Raw genomic sequence first — 17,438 nt, 5'->3', positions numbered from 1 at the left:
TGATGCCGAAATCTTTTCATCAGCATCCTCCTCGTTGGTTAATCCCTTTATTAGGCGCGCTGGTGGCCTTCGGGCCTCTGTCGATTGATATGTACCTGCCAGCCTTGCCGGAAATGGCAAGGCAATTACAGGCGACACAAGGGCAAATGCAGCATACCTTAGGCGTATTTTTCGCCGGTTTCTGTATTGGCATGCTGTTATACGGCCCACTGAGCGACCATTTAGGGCGCAGAAAACTACTGCTCAGTGGTATCGCATTATTCGTCGTCGCCAGTGCGTTGTGTACCTTAGTGACACAAGTTGAACAGCTGATTTTACTGCGCGCATTACAGGCATTCGGCAGCGGCTCCGCGGTGGTCATGGGCAGAGCTATCGCCCGTGATATCTATGGCCCACAGGAATTACCGCGCGTGCTATCACTCATGACTTTAGTGACCATGATAGCGCCGCTTATCGCCCCATTACTCGGTGGCTTATTGTTAACCTATTTCAATTGGCAGGCCATATTTACGCTATTGGGCCTGTTCGGCTGTATCAGTGGAATATTATTACTATTTTTCTTGCCAGAAACGCTGCCCGTTCAGAGTAACAATGGAAAACTTATCACCGCGTTTAAAAATTACGGCAAGTTACTGACTGACGGTGAAGCGATGGCGACTATCGGCACATTGGCATTTACTTGTGCCGCTATGTTCGCATTTATCAGCGGCTCCCCTTTCGTCTATATCAATTACTTTCAGGTTCCGGCGAATTACTACGGATTACTGTTCGCCTGTAACGCATTAGGCATGATGGCAATAGTGCTGCTTAATGTCCGTTTACTAAAAGTCTACGATGTTTCTCGCCTGTTATTTATCCAAACCAGTGCTCAATTACTGTTCGGCATCTTGCTGGTTATCTTTTATCAGCAAAGTCTGACTGTAGTCGTCATTTTGGTCGTACTGTTTATCTCGCTGGTTAATGCCATTGGTACTAACAGCCTCTCTTTATTACTTCAACATCGCGGTCAACTTGCCGGTAGCGCCAGTGCGCTCGCTATTTCCGCACAATTCGGTATGGCAGCGTTCGCCAGTGTTGCCGTCTCTTTACTACAAGATGAAACCCCTTTTGCTATGGCCTTTGTGATGGCAGTTTGCGCTGGATTGTGTTGGTTATGCCAGCAGCTAGTAACTTTCTACCAGCGAAAACCTCTCACACAAGTGTCTTTAGGAGAAAAAAATCATGACAAATAATGTAAATACAGAATTACTGCGTCAACAAGCTTATATCAACGGGCAATGGGTTGATGCCGACAACCAAGCAACGTTTAAGGTGACTAACCCGGCAAATGGTGAAGTTATCGCCCATGTCAGTAATATGGGGGCGGCTGAAACAGAATGCGCAATTGAAGCCGCTCAACAAGCCCTGCCTGCCTGGCGAGCAATGACAGCCAAACAACGCAGCCAGATTCTGCAACGCTGGTTTCAGTTAATAATGGCAAATCAACAAGCACTGGCTGAACTGTTGAGCCGGGAGCAAGGGAAGTCACAGGCAGAAGCTATGGGCGAGATCGCTTATGGCGCCAATTTCATCGAATGGTTTGCGGAAGAAGGTAAACGCACCTACGGTGAAACTATCCCAAGCCCGATGCCAGGCCGACGGATCGTCACGATCAAACAACCTATCGGCGTTGTGGCGGCGATCACTCCGTGGAACTTCCCCAATGCGATGATCACTCGCAAGGTTGGCCCTGCGCTGGCTGCGGGCTGCACAGTGATCCTAAAACCCGCCTCAGAAACCCCGCTTTCAGCTCTGGCTCTGGCTGCGCTAGCGGAACAAGCCGGCATTCCTGCGGGGGTATTCAACGTGGTGACTGGCGTCGATGCAAAAACCATCGGTGGTGTTTTGACCCAAAGCCCGATTGTTCGCAAACTCTCTTTTACTGGCTCAACCCGCATCGGCAAGCTATTGATGGCACAAAGTGCCGATACCGTGAAAAAGCTATCGCTGGAATTGGGCGGCAATGCGCCATTTATCGTTTTTGACGATGCCGATATTGATGCCGCTGTACAGGGGGCGCTGATAGCAAAATTCCGCAATAGCGGTCAAACCTGTGTTTGCGCTAACCGAATTTTAGTTCAGGAAACCATTTATGACGCTTTCGCCGAACGTCTGGCACAAGCAGTCAACAAGTTGCAGGTTGGCCCGGCCAGCGATGCCAAATCACAACAAGGCCCACTGATCAATCAAGCCGCTGTCGATAAAGTAGAAGAACACATCAGTGACGCCATTTCCCGCGGCGCACGCATATTGGCCGGGGGTAAACCCCACGCTCTGGGCGGTCTGTTCTTTGAACCTACCGTATTGGCTGATGTCAATGAATCCATGCTTATCTCTCAAGAAGAAACATTCGGACCTATCGCGCCACTGTTCAAATTCCGTGATGAAGCAGAAGCCATCCATCTGGCAAATGATACTGAATTTGGTTTAGCAGCTTATTTTTATTCCCGCGATATCGGCCGGATCTACCGTTTAGCAGAAGCGTTGGAGAGCGGCATGGTCGGGATCAATGAAGGTTTGATCTCTAATGAAGTCGCCCCATTTGGCGGCATTAAACAATCGGGTTTGGGACGTGAAGGTTCACGTTACGGCATCGAAGATTATCTGGAAGTGAAATACCTCTGCTTTGGCGGCATCGAGGACACAGGAGTTTAACCGCATGTTACAGAAAGAAGTCGTATCACAGGTTGCACATCGTCTGCATCAGGCAGAAAAAAGCCGTGAACAAATACGCCAGATCTCATTGGATTACCCTGAAATCACCATCGATGATGCTTATGCTATTCAGCGTCACTGGGTGGAATTGAAAATTGCCGAAGGCCGCGTACTCAAAGGCCATAAAATTGGCCTGACCTCAAAAGCGATGCAAGCCAGTTCACAAATCAGCGAGCCGGACTATGGCGCTCTGCTGGACGATATGTTTTTTCCTGATGGTAGTGATATTCCATGCGATCGCTTTATTGTGCCCCGTATTGAGGTCGAACTGGCATTTATCCTGGCAAAACCTTTGCGTGGCCCGAACTGCACCCTGTTTGATGTTTACAATGCAACCGATTACATCATTCCTGCGTTGGAATTGATCGATGCCCGTTGCCATAACATCGATCCGGAAACCAAGCGTCCACGCAAAGTGTTCGATACGATTTCTGACAATGCCGCCAACGGTGGCGTCATTATGGGCGGCCGTCCGATTAAACCCGATCAGTTTGATCTGCGTTGGATCAGCGCCTTGCTCTATCGCAATGGCGTGATTGAAGAATCGGGCGTCGCGGCTGCGGTGCTTAATCATCCAGCTAACGGTGTCGCATGGCTGGCAAACAAACTGGCCCCACATGGCGTTCAACTTGAAGCAGGGCAAATTATCCTCAGCGGCTCTTTTACCCGCCCGGTTCCAGCCAATAAAGGGGATACCTTCCATGTGGATTACGGCCCCCTCGGCGCTATCAGTTGCCGTTTTGTTTAAGGAGGAAAAATATGGATCGGTTAACCAATAAATTTAAACAGGCATTAAAAGCAGGCCAGCCGCAAATCGGTTTATGGTTGGGGCTTTGTAGCCCCTATAGCGCTGAATTAGTGGCCGGAGCCGGTTTCGACTGGCTACTTATCGATGGCGAACATGCACCGAACGATGTTCAGACGATTTTAAGCCAATTGCAAGCCATCGCCCCTTATCCAAGTCATCCCATTGTGCGCCCGCCCTGGAATGATCTGGTTATCATTAAACAACTGCTGGATATCGGCGCCCAAACTTTATTAATCCCCATGATACAAAACGCTGAGCAGGCATATGAAGCGGTTCGCGCAACCCGTTATCCACCAGAGGGTATCCGTGGCGTGGGTAGCGCTCTGGCAAGAGCTTCTCACTGGAACAGAATTCCTGATTATCTCCATCGCGCCAACGATGAAATTTGCGTTCTGGTTCAGGTAGAAACCCGTGAAGCACTCCGTAACCTGCCGGAGATCCTCAAAGTAGAAGGGGTGGATGGCGTCTTTATCGGTCCGGCGGATCTGAGTTCCGATATGGGCTTTGCCAATAATCCGCAACATCCTGAAGTGAAAGCTGCAATTGAACAGGCAATCGCTCAAATCAAAGCGGCGGGTAAAGCGCCGGGCATTCTGATGTCGGCTCCCAATGTTGCCGAGCATTACCTGAAACTCGGCGCACTATTTGTTGCTGTTGGTATCGACACCACTTTATTGGCTCGGACAGCGGAAGCGCTAGCTGCAAGATTTAATGCGAATAAAGACTCTCCGGCAGCGCCTTTATCTGATGTTTATTAATCTCAACCAGTACAACATTAACAACCGATTTACCCGATAACCTTTTGATTTGCCATGACCATGTAATACAAATAAAAAAGCAATTAAGGAAAATGACAATGAGCGATTCATCAACCGCTGCGCAACAGCCGGGCAATCCCGCTGCTCAACATAAGCAACTCACGGCACAACAGCAATCCGTCATTAACAAACTATTCCGTCGCCTGATTATTTTCCTATTCGTCTTATTTGTATTCTCGTTTCTGGATCGAATCAATATCGGGTTTGCCGGCCTGACAATGGGTAAAGATCTTGGACTGAACGCAACCATGTTCGGTCTGGCGGCAACGCTGTTCTATGCCACTTATGTCATTTTCGGTATTCCTAGCAATATCATGCTCAGCATCGTCGGGGCGCGACGCTGGATAGCGACTATCATGGTGCTTTGGGGGATCTCCTCCACTGCCACCATGTTCGCCACCGGACCAACCAGCTTGTATATCTTGCGTATGCTGGTCGGTATCGCCGAGGCAGGTTTCGTGCCGGGTATCCTGCTATATCTGACTTACTGGTTCCCAGCTTACTATCGCGCCCGCGCCAATGCGCTGTTTATGGTGGCAATGCCGGTGACGATGGCATTTGGTTCTCTGGCTTCCGGTTATATTCTGGAAATGGATGGCCTGCTGAACCTTCACGGCTGGCAATGGTTATTCCTACTGGAAGGTTTTCCTTCGGTGCTACTGGGAATTGTCGTTTGGTTCTATCTTGATGATTCGCCAAAACGCGCTAACTGGCTGACAGATGAAGACAAAAAATGCTTACAAGAGATGATGGATAACGACCAGCCCGCTCAGGTTCAACCGGCAAGCTCATCAACTCACCAGGCCATGCAAAAACCCAGCATATGGCGTGAAATTTTCGCGCCGATCATGCTGATGTATACCCTGGCCTACTTCTGCCTTACCAATACCTTGAGTGCGATTAATATCTGGACGCCACAGATTGTGCAAAGCTTCAATCAGGACAGCAGTAACATCATGATCGGCATTCTGACCGCCATTCCTCAGTTTTGTACCATCATCGGGATGGTTTACTGGAGTCGCCGTTCAGACCGACTACAAGAACGCAAAATGCATACAGCGCTACCCTATTTGTTCGCCGCCGCGGGCTGGATACTGACCTCATTGACCAACCACAGCGTCATTCAGCTCATCGGGATTATTATGGCTTCAACCGGTTCATTTACCGCGATGGCGGTCTTCTGGACCACGCCGGATCAAGCTATCAGCTTACGCGCAAGAGCGATCGGCATTGCGGTTATTAGCGCTACAGGCAACATAGGTTCAGCACTCAGTCCGTTATTAATCGGCTGGCTGAAAGATCAGACCGGAAGTTTTAATACCGGCCTCTATTTCGTTGCCGGGTTATTGATCATTGGCACAGCGATTATCTGGCTGATCCCAATGAAACACGCCAGACAGAGAACAACGCAGTAATTTCAATAAAAAGGAAAAACCATCATGGCTGAACCTATCATTGCCAACATTGATATCAGCAAGGATTATGATGAAACTCAAGGCACTGATGATGTGCATTATCAGACCTTTGGCCGGATGGCGGCATTTTTTGGTCGTAATATGCAAGCTCATCGTCACGATGGTTTTTTCCAACTTCATTTTTTGATCACCGGCCATATTGAATTACAGTTGGATGCTCAACACTATTCTGTACAAGCACCGCTGTTTATCCTGACTCCGCCCTCCGTTCCCCACGCTTTTTTCACTCAAGACGACAGTGATGGATATGTTCTTACCGTACGGCAAGATCTGATATTACCGTTATTGGAATCACTCTATCCGGCTAATAAAGATATTCTTGATATTCCGGCTATTTGCTTATCTGTCGCCGATAAACCGGAAGAGCTGGCTGCTTTTAATCACTATTGGGCGTTAATCGCCCGCGAATCATCTAATAACTTTATCGGTCGAGAGCAATCGCTGACATTCTTAGCACAAGCTATATTTACACTGTTATTACGCAATATTCCTCTTGATGATCACCCGATTAATGGCGTGCGAGGAGAAATTAAATTATTTCAGCGCTTTAACCAATTAATAGATAATTATTATCATCATCATCTTTCCGTGCCGGAATATGCCCATAAGTTAGATATTACAGAATCGAGATTAAAAGATATGTGCCGTCGGTTTACCAACCGTCCACCGAAACGGCTCATCTTTGACCGTCAATTGCGTGAAGCCAAACGGCTATTATTATTCAGTGATTGCCCAGTATTTGAAGTTGCTTACCAGCTCGGATTTAAAGATCCAGCCTATTTTGCCCGCTTCTTTAATCGATTAGTTGGCTGCTCGCCTAGTCATTGGCGAGAAAGAAATATTCACGAAAAATAAATATCCATGCTAATTATACCAAGCCCGGCATTTTATTCTGCTTGTTCCGCAAACATCGCTCTATTAATTCGTGATAAACTTACTCATTTTTATTACAAAATCTCTTCCAAGAATTAAAATTCTGAATATACTGAGACTCTGTAACCCACTGGAGCTTTTTGAAGGATAAATGATGGCAACCGGAGTGCCGGTATAAATAAATTAATTTAAGAAAAGGAAACACAACATATGCAAAATCCTTACTATATGACAGGCGAATTCGGATTCCCACCTTTTGATGTCATAGACTTCATATAATCATGAGAATTCGAGAATGAGCAAATCAGCCATAGTTTTAAATATCACTTATGCTATCTTTTGTGCATTATTTATATATATGATGTCATATTTAGAAGAAGAGCATTATATCGGTGGTCAGGATATAGATAATCTCTGTACTGTTTACAGAGAGCTGATAGATGATAGTCGTGATGTATTTGCTCCAACATGTCTACTGATTCTATCCCCCTTAATTTATGCAACTGTAAAAAAAAGATTCAAATCACTCTCTCTTAATATCATTACATTCGCCTTGCTAGGATACTGGATATGGCGTTTTTTCATCAGATTAATAGTATGTACTTAGAATAATCTCAGATATTCAGGTAGCGGCTGCTGAGTAGCTACCTGAATGTCAACTCACGCTATTCAATTGTCACAAACACGCCATCTGGATAGCCCAGATTTTTAATCTCTCTCTTAAATACTTTTATGACATATTTATAAGTATTCCGGTTTTTATGTTTATTCCTCTTACAAATGTAAATTATCTTAAATTTATAAATTTTTGATTGCTTTTTGCCCACACCCTACCGCAGGATAAAAAAAGTACATTAGAGGATCAATCAGTATGGCAAATATCATTTATTTAACATTGAAAGGCAAAAAACAGGGACTGATCTCCGCTGGCTGCGGCTCCTTAAACTCCATAGGAAATAATTACCAGCACGGCCATGAGAATGAGATTTTTATTTACTCGCTTCAACATTTAATGACGAGGGAACAACACGTATCCCATCATCCGGTTATGGTAGTAAAACCCATCGATAAATCTTCGCCTTTACTGGCGCGAAGCTTCGATGACAATGAAGAGCTGGAATGTTTATTTGAGAATTATCGCACATCACTCACCGGAGGATTAGAAAAAAACTATTCCATCAGGCTAGGCCACGCCTTGATATCCAGCATAAAAAGCAATTATCCGCATTCCAGAGACAGTAATGCCAGCGTACCACAGGAAATCATCTGTTTTACTTACAAAGATATCACGTGGAACAACCTTGCTTGTTCAACCGGTTCTTATAGCTTCTGGGATGACAGGATTTATTGACGATGAATAATGCCGCTTATTTAACTGATACTCCCGTTGATTCAGAATCTGAGAATGGATTACGAATTGTTTTATCACCTGTGCAACTTGCGGCGGTCCTGTCGGATAATACCATTACCGAGGAAGAGACTTGGAGTAACAGAATATTAGGTGGAGCGGGTTTAGCGGCAGGAGTCGTTGAACTGATTGGCGCTGGCGCTCTTTGTCTGGCGCCCGATCCTTCAACCCTAACCAAAACTGCCTGCGTTATTATCGGCGCGCACAGTCTTGACGTAATGAATGCTTCTGCCAGTCAAATAATTACCGGCAGGGAAACCATGACGGAAACTTATCGCGAGGCGGTAAATTTAGCAAAAGAATTTGGGGCTGATGATTACACCGCTTCTGAAATAGGGCTTACTGTCGATATTGCTGTACCATTGTCATTTGCTTCAATAGCAGGCGCTGTTAGAGTTGCTTCTGTACGGGTAGGCAGGATTAAGTTAATTGAACATGAATCGCCTACAGGGTTAAAACCGGGTGGGCATACTTTGCTTAAACATGTTGGGCTATCGGAGCAGGAATTGAGGGCGAGGCTATCAACCATATCTAGAGCAAGTACTTTTTACAATCAAGATGTGGCGGAGCAAGTGATTTCAGAAGCTCTAAAAGCAAATAGAATACATCTAGAAAATTGGGCTAAACATGCTCTTCCAACAGTATCTGCACCTATTGAATATGTTTCAAGTACTTCTATTGGTTTTGGGGTTGCCAGAGGATCGAAATATGTGGAAAAATTATATAAAGTCAAGGTTGTTTTAAGGTATTCCGAATACAATGGTAAACCATTTTATATATTAACAGCATTTCCAAAGGGCTAATTTAATGACCGGACAATATCCATTTTTAGACATTTTAATGCATGCTTACTTTAATCAGGACTTCGATATAATATCAGGTCCCGAGCTTGATGATGTTATCAATGATTTTCTTAATGATGCATCTCAGGGAATGAGAAAAGGTTTAATAGAAGAAATCAACGATCTTATTAACTCTTCTGAAGATGTAGAGAACACATTTGATTATCATTATCATGATGTTGACGTTCTCCCAGAAGTATGGAATATGACAGCACTTGAATTTTTAGAGCATGTATCAAAAAAGGCACAAAATTTTTTAAACGAGCATACTGAAAAAGATGAGTAATTAAGACATTATGAATTTAACGGTAAACAATACTATATACTAACAGCATGCCAAAAATTTAATTAAAATTTATGGAGAAGAAGATGGAACTAAATCGCTTAATGTTTGCTTATTTCAATCAAGACTATGACATAATATCTGGTCCTGAGCTTGATGACGTTATAAATGACTATCTTGATACCACGAATGAAGCAATGAAGAAAGAGCTAATAGAGGAAATAGAGTCTCTTATCCATAATTCAGAAAATATAGAGAAAGACTTTCAAACTCTCTATTATAGTTCTAGCTTTTGCCCTAAATTATGGGAAACCACAGCATTTGAATTCCTAAAATATGTATCAAAAAAAGCACAGGATTTTTTAAACGAACATACTAAACAAGATGAATAGTTAAAGTATTCTTAAATAAAAAACAAACAAAGAGGTTTAATTCAATGGAAAAAGAAATAGAAAGAAAATATATCGATGATTTAATACTGACTTATTTTCATCAAGATTATCTGTTATTTGGTGAAACAATAGATGAAATAGTAACTGATTATCTAAACTGTCAACACCCAATAACTATAATAAGTTTAATAAGAGAGATTAATAATTTCATTCGTAATTCTGATGACGTAGAAAAAGACTTTCAGAGCTTGAATTACGATGAATTTGTTCCTGAATTATGGGACACCACGGCGTTAGATTTTCTAAATCATGTATCCAAATTAGCACAAGAATATTTGGATAAAGATGACTAATCATAGTAATTTTTAATGTGACAGTAAATAAAGAGGTTAAATATAATGGACATGAGAGAAAAATGGCTGTACATAGATAAGATGAAAAATGCTGTTGAGAAGAATGATTATGAATCATTTCAAAGAATATTCAATGAGCTGCAAGGAAATTACCTTAATATTGCACCACTAATATTATTAAAAAATATTAATAATCTTATCCTTGGTGCTAGCAATATAAAAGGATGTTTTAGAACTCATCATTATGGCGCAGCTAATCCACAGTTATGGGACACTATTTCCGCCGTATTAGAACATCTGAATGAGTCATCTAAAATAATGCAAAGTTATATAAATAAACACCATGAAAAGGATAAATAAATCAACCTTGAACCCATAAGATATTCAAATAAAAAACGCTTTTGAAGGTGATTAATTATATATTATACTTCAAAGGCGTAATTTATTAACCAAACCTTAAAAACATTAATTACAAACAAATTCATTTTATCGTCAATAAAAACAAAGATATACATGTCATTAAAGATATTTATATAATATCCATAACATAATACTTAGATTATTTCACCTTTAACTAGAAAAAATTATAAAAATAACAACAAAAACATTATAAACATTCCCATAAAATATGAAAAAATTTGCTTTTCATTCAGTTTTTCTTTACTAATACTGGTTCATTTGATATTTAATTTCTTAATATAAAACTTTAAATGAGAATATTATGCAAAAAATTACATTAATTACGGGCGGATCACGCGGCATTGGTCGCGCAACGGCTTTTTATTTGGCAGAGAAAGGGCATCACATTTGCATTGGCTACCACACCAATCAAGATCAAGCTCAGGAAATTATAGAAACCATCCATAATATCGGCGGTAAAGCTATCGCCATTCAGGTCGATGTCGCTGATGAAAAACAAGTTGTAGAACTCTTCCAGAGAACCGATGCCGAACTCGGATGCATCACCGGTTTGGTAAATAACGCCGGGATATTAAAACCACAAACATCGATTGAACAATTAACCGCTCATCGCTTGCATGATATTTTTGCCACCAATGTCATCGGCAGTTTTCTTTGTGCACGGGAAGCGGTTAAAAGAATGTCTTTCCGACATGGAGGTCACGGTGGATCAATCGTCAATGTTTCATCAGCAGCATCTCGACTGGGAGCACCGCACGAATATATAGATTATGCCGCATCAAAAGGAGCAATCGATACTTTGACTATTGGTCTGTCTCTGGAAGTGGCAGATCAGGGAATTCGGGTCAATGCCGTTCGTCCTGGATTCATTTATACCAATATGCATAGCGATGGCGGCGAGCCAAATCGAGTTGATCGGGTGAAGAATTCCTTACCAATGAAACGCGGCGGACAACCGAAAGAAGTTGCACAGGCTATCGCCTGGTTGCTGTCAGATGAAGCTTCATATGTAACCGGAAATTTTATTGATCTGGCCGGAGGGAAATAACATTTAAAACAAGTATATATTGAGCTGAATTTACCAATAACCGATATTTGGATACATGAAAAAGAAACCAGAAAATAAAAGATGCCCCATATTTTCAATTACTACTAGATCAATACTCAGGATGTACTATTAATTAGTATGGTCTGGCATATTGATAACAGGATTCATCGCTATTTTCTGGATAAAGAATATGTCCAAGCGTCCATTCGGTTGAACGCAGGCCAAACTGTAACGACCAAAATCCTTAATACAACCAAGAAGTAAATCATGAAAAACATTGATCCAAAACTTTATCAACATACGCCCACAGTTAATGTCTACGATAACCGTGGCCTGACTATTCGTAACATCGACTTTCACCGCTCTGTCGCAGGAGGCGATACGGATACTCGTATTACCCGCCATCAATATGATGTCCGAGGGCACTTGAGCCAAAGCATTGATCCACGCCTGTATGACGCCAAACAGGCCAATAGCTCGATAAACCCTAACTTCATTTGGCAATACAGTCTCACCGGCGATACTTTGCGAACAGAAAGTGCCGATGCCGGCCATACTGTTGCCCTCAATGATATTGAAGGCCGTCAAGTATTGATTGTAACCGCAACCGGCGCCATTCAGACCCGACAATATGAAGCTAACACTTTTATACAATAAACATGAAACTAAACCATTTCCTTACTCCCAAGAAGCGGCAGGTGGAGCAGATCTAGGAGTAACAATGGCCGTAAAATTCGGAAATAAATCCATTGAAAATGCATCAGATGTAGATTTAAAAGAAGACGTTCTACCATTAAAAAAATCCACGGATAACACAGACCTGCCAGATTTAAAACAAGGGTTAATGATAGCTGAGAAAGTAACAAGCAAAGGAAGCGCGTATCCTTTTCATTTTGGTGCCGCAATAGCTGTTGTATATGGTAAGGATAAAAAAGTAGCCGCTTCAATTCTTACAGATCTATCTGAACCTGAAAGAGAGGAAGGAGCTCATTTACAAAGCACAAAAACGGTAGCAGCAATGTTTCTCAGGAATGTAAGTAAATTTCGAGGTGAAATTGGCGACGAGGGACGTTATGGAGAAAATGAATATAGCATCGGATTAGTTACAGCTAAAAGACGTCAGCCGGTAAAGCGTGCAAACACGGAAGAGGCCCCTTCATCATCCAGAAATAAAAAATTGCGTACACATTAATCTCTGTACCTTGATCAAGGCTCCGGTACATAAGCTCATATAACTATTATCCCACTAAAGGTGACCGTATAAACGGTCACCAAACTCAATAATAAAATCACCACGAATCTGATTAACCCAACCAGCAAAAAATAGGTCTTGAAATAACAATCACCAAAATCTCGCTTGGATCACACTTTAAATAACAAATCGTTCTTTCCAACGAAAAGTACCAGCGAACCTTCCAAAAATCTATTCAAGAAACGCCGTTCTAAAGCTTCAATTAAGAAACACAAAACAAACATTAAATTAACATTTCCGTGCCAATATTGATTATATTATATCAAGATCGGCGCCTTTTATGACGACTGCGAGGTAGACATGAAACCAGAAGATTTTCGCGCCGACAAAAAACGTCCTTTCACCGGTGAAGAGTACCTGAAAAGCCTTCAAGATGGCCGCGAAATTTATATTTATGGCGAACGCGTAAAAGATGTCACCACACATCCCGCATTCCGTAATTCTGCTGCTTCAATCGGTCAGTTGTACGATGCCCTGCACGCCCCGGAAACTCATGATGTCCTGTGCTGGAATACCGATACCGGCAATGGCGGGTACACCCACAAATTCTTCCGCTTTGCTACCAGTGCGGACGATCTGCGCCAACAACGTGATGCTATAGCGGAATGGTCACGCCAAACCTATGGCTGGATGGGTCGCTCACCTGACTATAAAGCGGCCTTCGGTAACGTGCTCGGCGCATTTCCTGAATATTATGGTCAATTCGCTGATAATGCCCGTACCTGGTACAAACGTATTCAGGAAACAGGCGTTTACTTTAACCATGCTATTGTTAATCCACCAATCGATCGTCATAAACCCGCTGATGAGACACGTGATGTCTATATTAAGCTAGAAAAAGAGACTGATGCCGGTATCATCGTCAGCGGCGCAAAAGTGGTAGCAACTAACTCAGCCCTGACCCACTATAACTTTATCGGTTTTGGCTCCGCACAAGTCATGGGGGATAACCCTGATTTCGCCCTGATGTTTGTCGCGCCAATGGATGCGGAAGGCGTGAAACTGATCTCCCGCGGTTCCTATGAATTGGTAGCAGGAGCAACAGGTTCCCCATTCGATTATCCTTTATCCAGCCGTTTTGATGAAAACGATGCAATTCTGGTGATGGATAAGGTATTTATCCCTTGGGAAAATGTCCTGATTTACCGTGATTTTGACCGCGCACGCAACTGGGCGATTCAAGCGGGTTTCACCAGCCTGTTCCCATTACAGGCTTGTATACGGCTGGCGGTGAAGCTGGATTTTATTACTGCCCTGCTACAGAGGAGCCTGGAATGTACCGGCGTGATCGAATTCCGGGGAGTTCAAGCTAACCTAGGCGAAGTGGTTGCATGGCGTAACCTGTTTTGGTCACTGAGCGACGCGATGTGGGCAGAAGCCAAACCGTGGAAAGGCGGCGCTTATATGCCGGATACTCAGGCAATACAAACTTATCGCGTTATGGCGCCAATGGCCTACACTAAGATTAAGAATATTATTGAAAGTAACGTCACCAGTGGCCTAATTTATCTACCATCTAGTGTACGTGATATGAACAACCCTGAAATTGATAAATATCTGGCCCGGTATGTTCGGGGTTCCAACGGTATCGATCACGTTGAACGTATCAAGATTTTAAAACTGATGTGGGACGCCATTGGCAGTGAATTTGGCGGCCGTCACGAGTTGTACGAAATCAACTATGCCGGTAGTCAGGATGAAATTCGGATGCAATGTCTGCGCCATGCTCATGGCTCCGGCAATATGAAAAAAATGATGGATATGGTTGATCGTTGCCTTGCTGATTATGATCAGCATGGTTGGCGTAGACCACACTTATACAATAATAGCGATATCAACCAGTTAGATAAGCTGCTGAAATAATCGGTAGCAGGAGGCCAATATGTCTGTAGAAAATGAACATCGCCTGCGTTTCAGGGATGCGATGGCGAGTCTGTCAGCAGCGGTGAATATCGTCACCACCGATGGCCGCGCGGGATGCTGTGGTATCACTGCCACAGCGGTATGCTCGATCACCGATACGCCACCCACGCTGATGGTATGCATTAACCGAAACAGTGCTATGAATACCGTTTTTCAGGAAAATGGCCGCCTGTGTGTAAATATTTTAAACCACGAACAAGAATTGATGGCACGCCACTTTGCCGGTATGACCGGAGTCAGCATGGAAGAGCGTTTTCGCTGGAATATCTGGCAAAAAGGGGTATTAGGTCAACCAGTGTTAACCGGCACCCTCGCGAGTCTTGAAGGTGAAATTGAACAGGTTCAAGAAGTGGGGACGCATAACGTGTATCTGGTTCAGATTAGACATATCACGGTAAGCGAACAAGGCCACGGCCTCATCTATTTCAAGCGTAATTTCCGTCCAGTTATGTTGGAAATTGAAGCTGCCGCAGTTTAACTGTCTCTCCTCCTGGCAGTCATTGTTCTTCCACTATTCAGGCCCTGAACGGCCTGAATAGCATTCCTTTGTCAATGCCTCTATTCAGCTCTTTTCCTGATCATTTTTAGCATTCACTTGATGAATATACTATTAAATTCAATATAAATATCTTTATGTTAGTGTGATCGGCCACCGGGAACATATTTTAACCATATAATAATCTACTGTCCTCCGACCACTTGAATAAAGTACATAAGAAAACCACTTTAGCGACAAATCATGTCACTGAACGTCACTGTACATTTACCGAGTGTATTTCAACCAATCAGAGGCAATTAACTATGAATAAACCCGTATCCATCGGTTTATTACAACAACCCAAGCCGTTCTTTATGATTTTCTTCGTCGAGCTTTGGGAACGATTCGGCTACTACGGCGTACAAGGGGTTCTCACTGTCTATTTTGTACAAAAATTGGGATTTTCCCAGGAACAAGCGTTTATTACCTTCGGTGCATTTGCCGCGCTGGTTTTTGGTTTGATCTCTATTGGCGGCTATGTAGGTGACCACTTACTGGGAACTAAACGAACCATTGTGTTGGGTGCCATTGTGCTGGCAATTGGCTACTTTATGACTGGCCTTTCTATCCTGCACCCTAATTTAATTTTCTACGCATTGGGAACGATCGCCGTTGGTAACGGCTTGTTCAAAGCCAATCCGGCCAGCCTGTTGTCTAAATGCTATCCCCCCAAAGATCCTCGTCTGGACGGGGCTTTTACGCTATTTTACATGTCAATCAACCTCGGCTCGCTGTTCTCACTCGCTCTCGCTCCCGTTATTGCGGAAAAATTTAGTTATGCCGTTACCTACAATATCTGTGGTATTGGTCTGATTATCGCGTTGTTGGTCTATATTTTCTGTCGCAATACCGTGCGTAATATTGGTTCCGAACCCGACCATCAACGAATCAACTACACAAACCTATTTCTGGTCGTGGCAGGAAGTGTTGTGATGGTTTACGTCTGTGCATGGCTGATGCACAACGTGAAAATAGCCAATATTATGCTGATTACCCTATCTGTCATCGTAGTGTTTATCTTTTTCCGGGAAGCACTCAAACAGGATAAAGTTAGCCGTAACAAAATGTTTGTTGCTTTCATTTTGATGCTTCAAGCTATTGTGTTCTTCATCCTATATGCTCAGATGCCAACTTCTCTCAACTTCTTCGCCATCCACAACGTTCACCATCAGTTGCTTGGTTTTAATATCAATCCGGTCAGTTTTCAGGCCCTTAACCCATTCTGGATCGTTGTCGCCAGCCCAATACTCGCCGCGCTATACACTCATTGGGGCGCTAAAGGTAAGGACCTGACAATGCCAGCTAAGTTTGCGGTGGGTATGTTCCTATGCTCTTTAGGTTTCCTGACCGCCGCCGCTGCCGGTTTGTGGTTTGCTGATGAACAAGGTTTAACTTCCGCTTGGTTTATTGTTTTGGTTTATCTGTTCCAAGGCGTCGGTGAATTGATGATCAGTGCGTTGGGTCTGGCAATGATTGCGGCTCTCGTTCCTCAGTACCTAATGGGGTTTATTCTGGGGATGTGGTATTTAACTCAAGCAACTTCCTCCTTACTCGGCGGCTATGTCGCAGCCCTTACCGCCGCACCGAAAGGTATTACGGACCCATTGCAAACATTACCACTCTATACCAGCGTATTCAGCAAAATTGGTATTGCTACCTTTATTGTCGCTATCGTTATGGCGGTCACCGTGCCATTGCTGAACCGTATGATGAAGGAAAAATAAAAAATATGATTTGATCTAAAATAAAAAAACCTCGCCAAAGGAGGAAATACCGCTCGTGTGACCTGCTCCCACCACTCAATCACCAGTGATAGTGGGGGCTTTCTATGGCCCCAATTGGCCGTCGCTAATCGCTTTCACTGTAGTTTCCTGCACTGACAAATGTTATTAGCATTCAAAGCATTTGTTAAATATCAATTTCAGCTTCCAACATCTGGCTATTGTGACGCCATAACTTCATTAAAATTAAACAACCATCTCCCTAAGTAAAACTCACTGAAATAAATAAATTACATCGTCACGTTAATTAAATATTTATAAAACTTACACTCATTAACAATTTTAAACAGAAATTTACACTTAGTTAAATTATTAACCTTGATATCCATTAGTTCAAAATATAAATTTACATTAATGTTTGATCGCAAAATAAGCAGACGTAAGTTAGGTATGAAAAATATGGAATTTACGGAGAAATAAGTATGGCAATATCCAACAGCGGCAAGATGTGCCCGGCTGTCACATCAATC

The 17,438-nt window shown here is 43.2% G+C and carries 19 protein-coding genes; all 19 read left to right on the top strand.

Annotated elements, in window-relative coordinates; all coding sequences use genetic code 11:
• The first annotated feature begins 2 nt into the window (after positions 1-2).
• On the top strand, positions 3-1,232 hold the full coding sequence (locus BA1DRAFT_RS11890; protein ID WP_082303676.1) for a Bcr/CflA family multidrug efflux MFS transporter: 1,230 nt from the start codon (positions 3-5) through the stop codon (positions 1,230-1,232).
• The gene (locus BA1DRAFT_RS11885; RefSeq protein ID WP_036779304.1) at positions 1,222-2,694 is read left to right on the top strand and encodes an NAD-dependent succinate-semialdehyde dehydrogenase; all 1,473 of its coding nucleotides are present in this window, start codon (positions 1,222-1,224) and stop codon (positions 2,692-2,694) included. The genes BA1DRAFT_RS11890 and BA1DRAFT_RS11885 overlap by 11 nt, the downstream gene beginning before the upstream one ends.
• A gap of 4 nt (positions 2,695-2,698) precedes the next feature.
• Positions 2,699-3,502, top strand: coding sequence for a 2-oxo-hept-4-ene-1,7-dioate hydratase (gene hpaH / locus BA1DRAFT_RS11880; RefSeq protein ID WP_036779302.1), 804 nt, complete (start codon positions 2,699-2,701; stop codon positions 3,500-3,502).
• Positions 3,503-3,513: 11 nt separating this feature from the next.
• Positions 3,514-4,320, top strand: a complete 807-nt coding sequence (hpaI, locus tag BA1DRAFT_RS11875) for a 4-hydroxy-2-oxoheptanedioate aldolase (RefSeq protein ID WP_036779300.1) — start codon at positions 3,514-3,516, stop codon at positions 4,318-4,320.
• 98 nt (positions 4,321-4,418) lie between these two features.
• Positions 4,419-5,795, top strand: a complete 1,377-nt coding sequence (gene hpaX / locus BA1DRAFT_RS11870) for a 4-hydroxyphenylacetate permease (RefSeq protein ID WP_036779298.1) — start codon at positions 4,419-4,421, stop codon at positions 5,793-5,795.
• Between the two features lie 24 nt (positions 5,796-5,819).
• Entirely contained in the window at positions 5,820-6,710 is an 891-nt protein-coding gene (gene hpaA, locus BA1DRAFT_RS11865) for a 4-hydroxyphenylacetate catabolism regulatory protein HpaA (protein ID WP_036779296.1), read from the top strand.
• 313 nt (positions 6,711-7,023) lie between these two features.
• On the top strand, positions 7,024-7,335 hold the full coding sequence (locus BA1DRAFT_RS11860) for a YjeO family protein (protein WP_036779295.1): 312 nt from the start codon (positions 7,024-7,026) through the stop codon (positions 7,333-7,335).
• 264 nt (positions 7,336-7,599) lie between these two features.
• Positions 7,600-8,079 (top strand): Hcp family type VI secretion system effector, encoded by a 480-nt coding sequence (locus tag BA1DRAFT_RS11855; protein WP_036779293.1) that lies wholly within the window; start codon positions 7,600-7,602, stop codon positions 8,077-8,079.
• 2 nt (positions 8,080-8,081) lie between these two features.
• Positions 8,082-8,939, top strand: coding sequence for an RNase A-like domain-containing protein (locus BA1DRAFT_RS11850; protein WP_051560759.1), 858 nt, complete (start codon positions 8,082-8,084; stop codon positions 8,937-8,939).
• 4 nt (positions 8,940-8,943) lie between these two features.
• Positions 8,944-9,264, top strand: coding sequence for a contact-dependent growth inhibition system immunity protein (locus BA1DRAFT_RS11845; RefSeq protein ID WP_036779291.1), 321 nt, complete (start codon positions 8,944-8,946; stop codon positions 9,262-9,264).
• A gap of 83 nt (positions 9,265-9,347) precedes the next feature.
• Positions 9,348-9,653: a contact-dependent growth inhibition system immunity protein gene (locus BA1DRAFT_RS11840; protein ID WP_036779290.1), complete on the top strand. Its 306-nt coding sequence runs from the start codon at positions 9,348-9,350 to the stop codon at positions 9,651-9,653.
• 44 nt (positions 9,654-9,697) lie between these two features.
• Positions 9,698-10,006: a contact-dependent growth inhibition system immunity protein gene (locus tag BA1DRAFT_RS11835; RefSeq protein WP_036779289.1), complete on the top strand. Its 309-nt coding sequence runs from the start codon at positions 9,698-9,700 to the stop codon at positions 10,004-10,006.
• 45 nt (positions 10,007-10,051) lie between these two features.
• On the top strand, positions 10,052-10,366 hold the full coding sequence (locus tag BA1DRAFT_RS11830) for a hypothetical protein (protein ID WP_036779287.1): 315 nt from the start codon (positions 10,052-10,054) through the stop codon (positions 10,364-10,366).
• Positions 10,367-10,727: 361 nt separating this feature from the next.
• Entirely contained in the window at positions 10,728-11,474 is a 747-nt protein-coding gene (locus BA1DRAFT_RS11825; RefSeq protein WP_036779285.1) for an SDR family oxidoreductase, read from the top strand.
• 267 nt (positions 11,475-11,741) lie between these two features.
• Positions 11,742-12,131 (top strand): hypothetical protein, encoded by a 390-nt coding sequence (locus BA1DRAFT_RS11820; RefSeq protein ID WP_036779283.1) that lies wholly within the window; start codon positions 11,742-11,744, stop codon positions 12,129-12,131.
• The gene (locus BA1DRAFT_RS11815; RefSeq protein ID WP_160170005.1) at positions 12,106-12,666 is read left to right on the top strand and encodes a hypothetical protein; all 561 of its coding nucleotides are present in this window, start codon (positions 12,106-12,108) and stop codon (positions 12,664-12,666) included. The genes BA1DRAFT_RS11820 and BA1DRAFT_RS11815 overlap by 26 nt, the downstream gene beginning before the upstream one ends.
• A 360-nt stretch (positions 12,667-13,026) precedes the next feature.
• Entirely contained in the window at positions 13,027-14,589 is a 1,563-nt protein-coding gene (gene hpaB, locus BA1DRAFT_RS11810; protein WP_036779279.1) for a 4-hydroxyphenylacetate 3-monooxygenase, oxygenase component, read from the top strand.
• A gap of 19 nt (positions 14,590-14,608) precedes the next feature.
• Positions 14,609-15,127 carry a 4-hydroxyphenylacetate 3-monooxygenase, reductase component gene (gene hpaC, locus BA1DRAFT_RS11805; RefSeq protein WP_036779276.1) on the top strand — a complete coding sequence of 173 codons (519 nt, stop codon included), beginning with the start codon at positions 14,609-14,611 and terminating at the stop codon, positions 15,125-15,127.
• Between the two features lie 323 nt (positions 15,128-15,450).
• The gene (gene dtpB, locus BA1DRAFT_RS11800; protein ID WP_036779274.1) at positions 15,451-16,911 is read left to right on the top strand and encodes a dipeptide/tripeptide permease DtpB; all 1,461 of its coding nucleotides are present in this window, start codon (positions 15,451-15,453) and stop codon (positions 16,909-16,911) included.
• Positions 16,912-17,438 lie beyond the last annotated feature (527 nt).

The organism is Photorhabdus aegyptia (assembly GCF_000612035.1).
GTDB lineage: Bacteria > Pseudomonadota > Gammaproteobacteria > Enterobacterales > Enterobacteriaceae > Photorhabdus > Photorhabdus akhurstii.
Note: the sequence above shows the minus strand (reverse complement) of the source record. Positions and strands in the feature narration are given on the sequence as shown.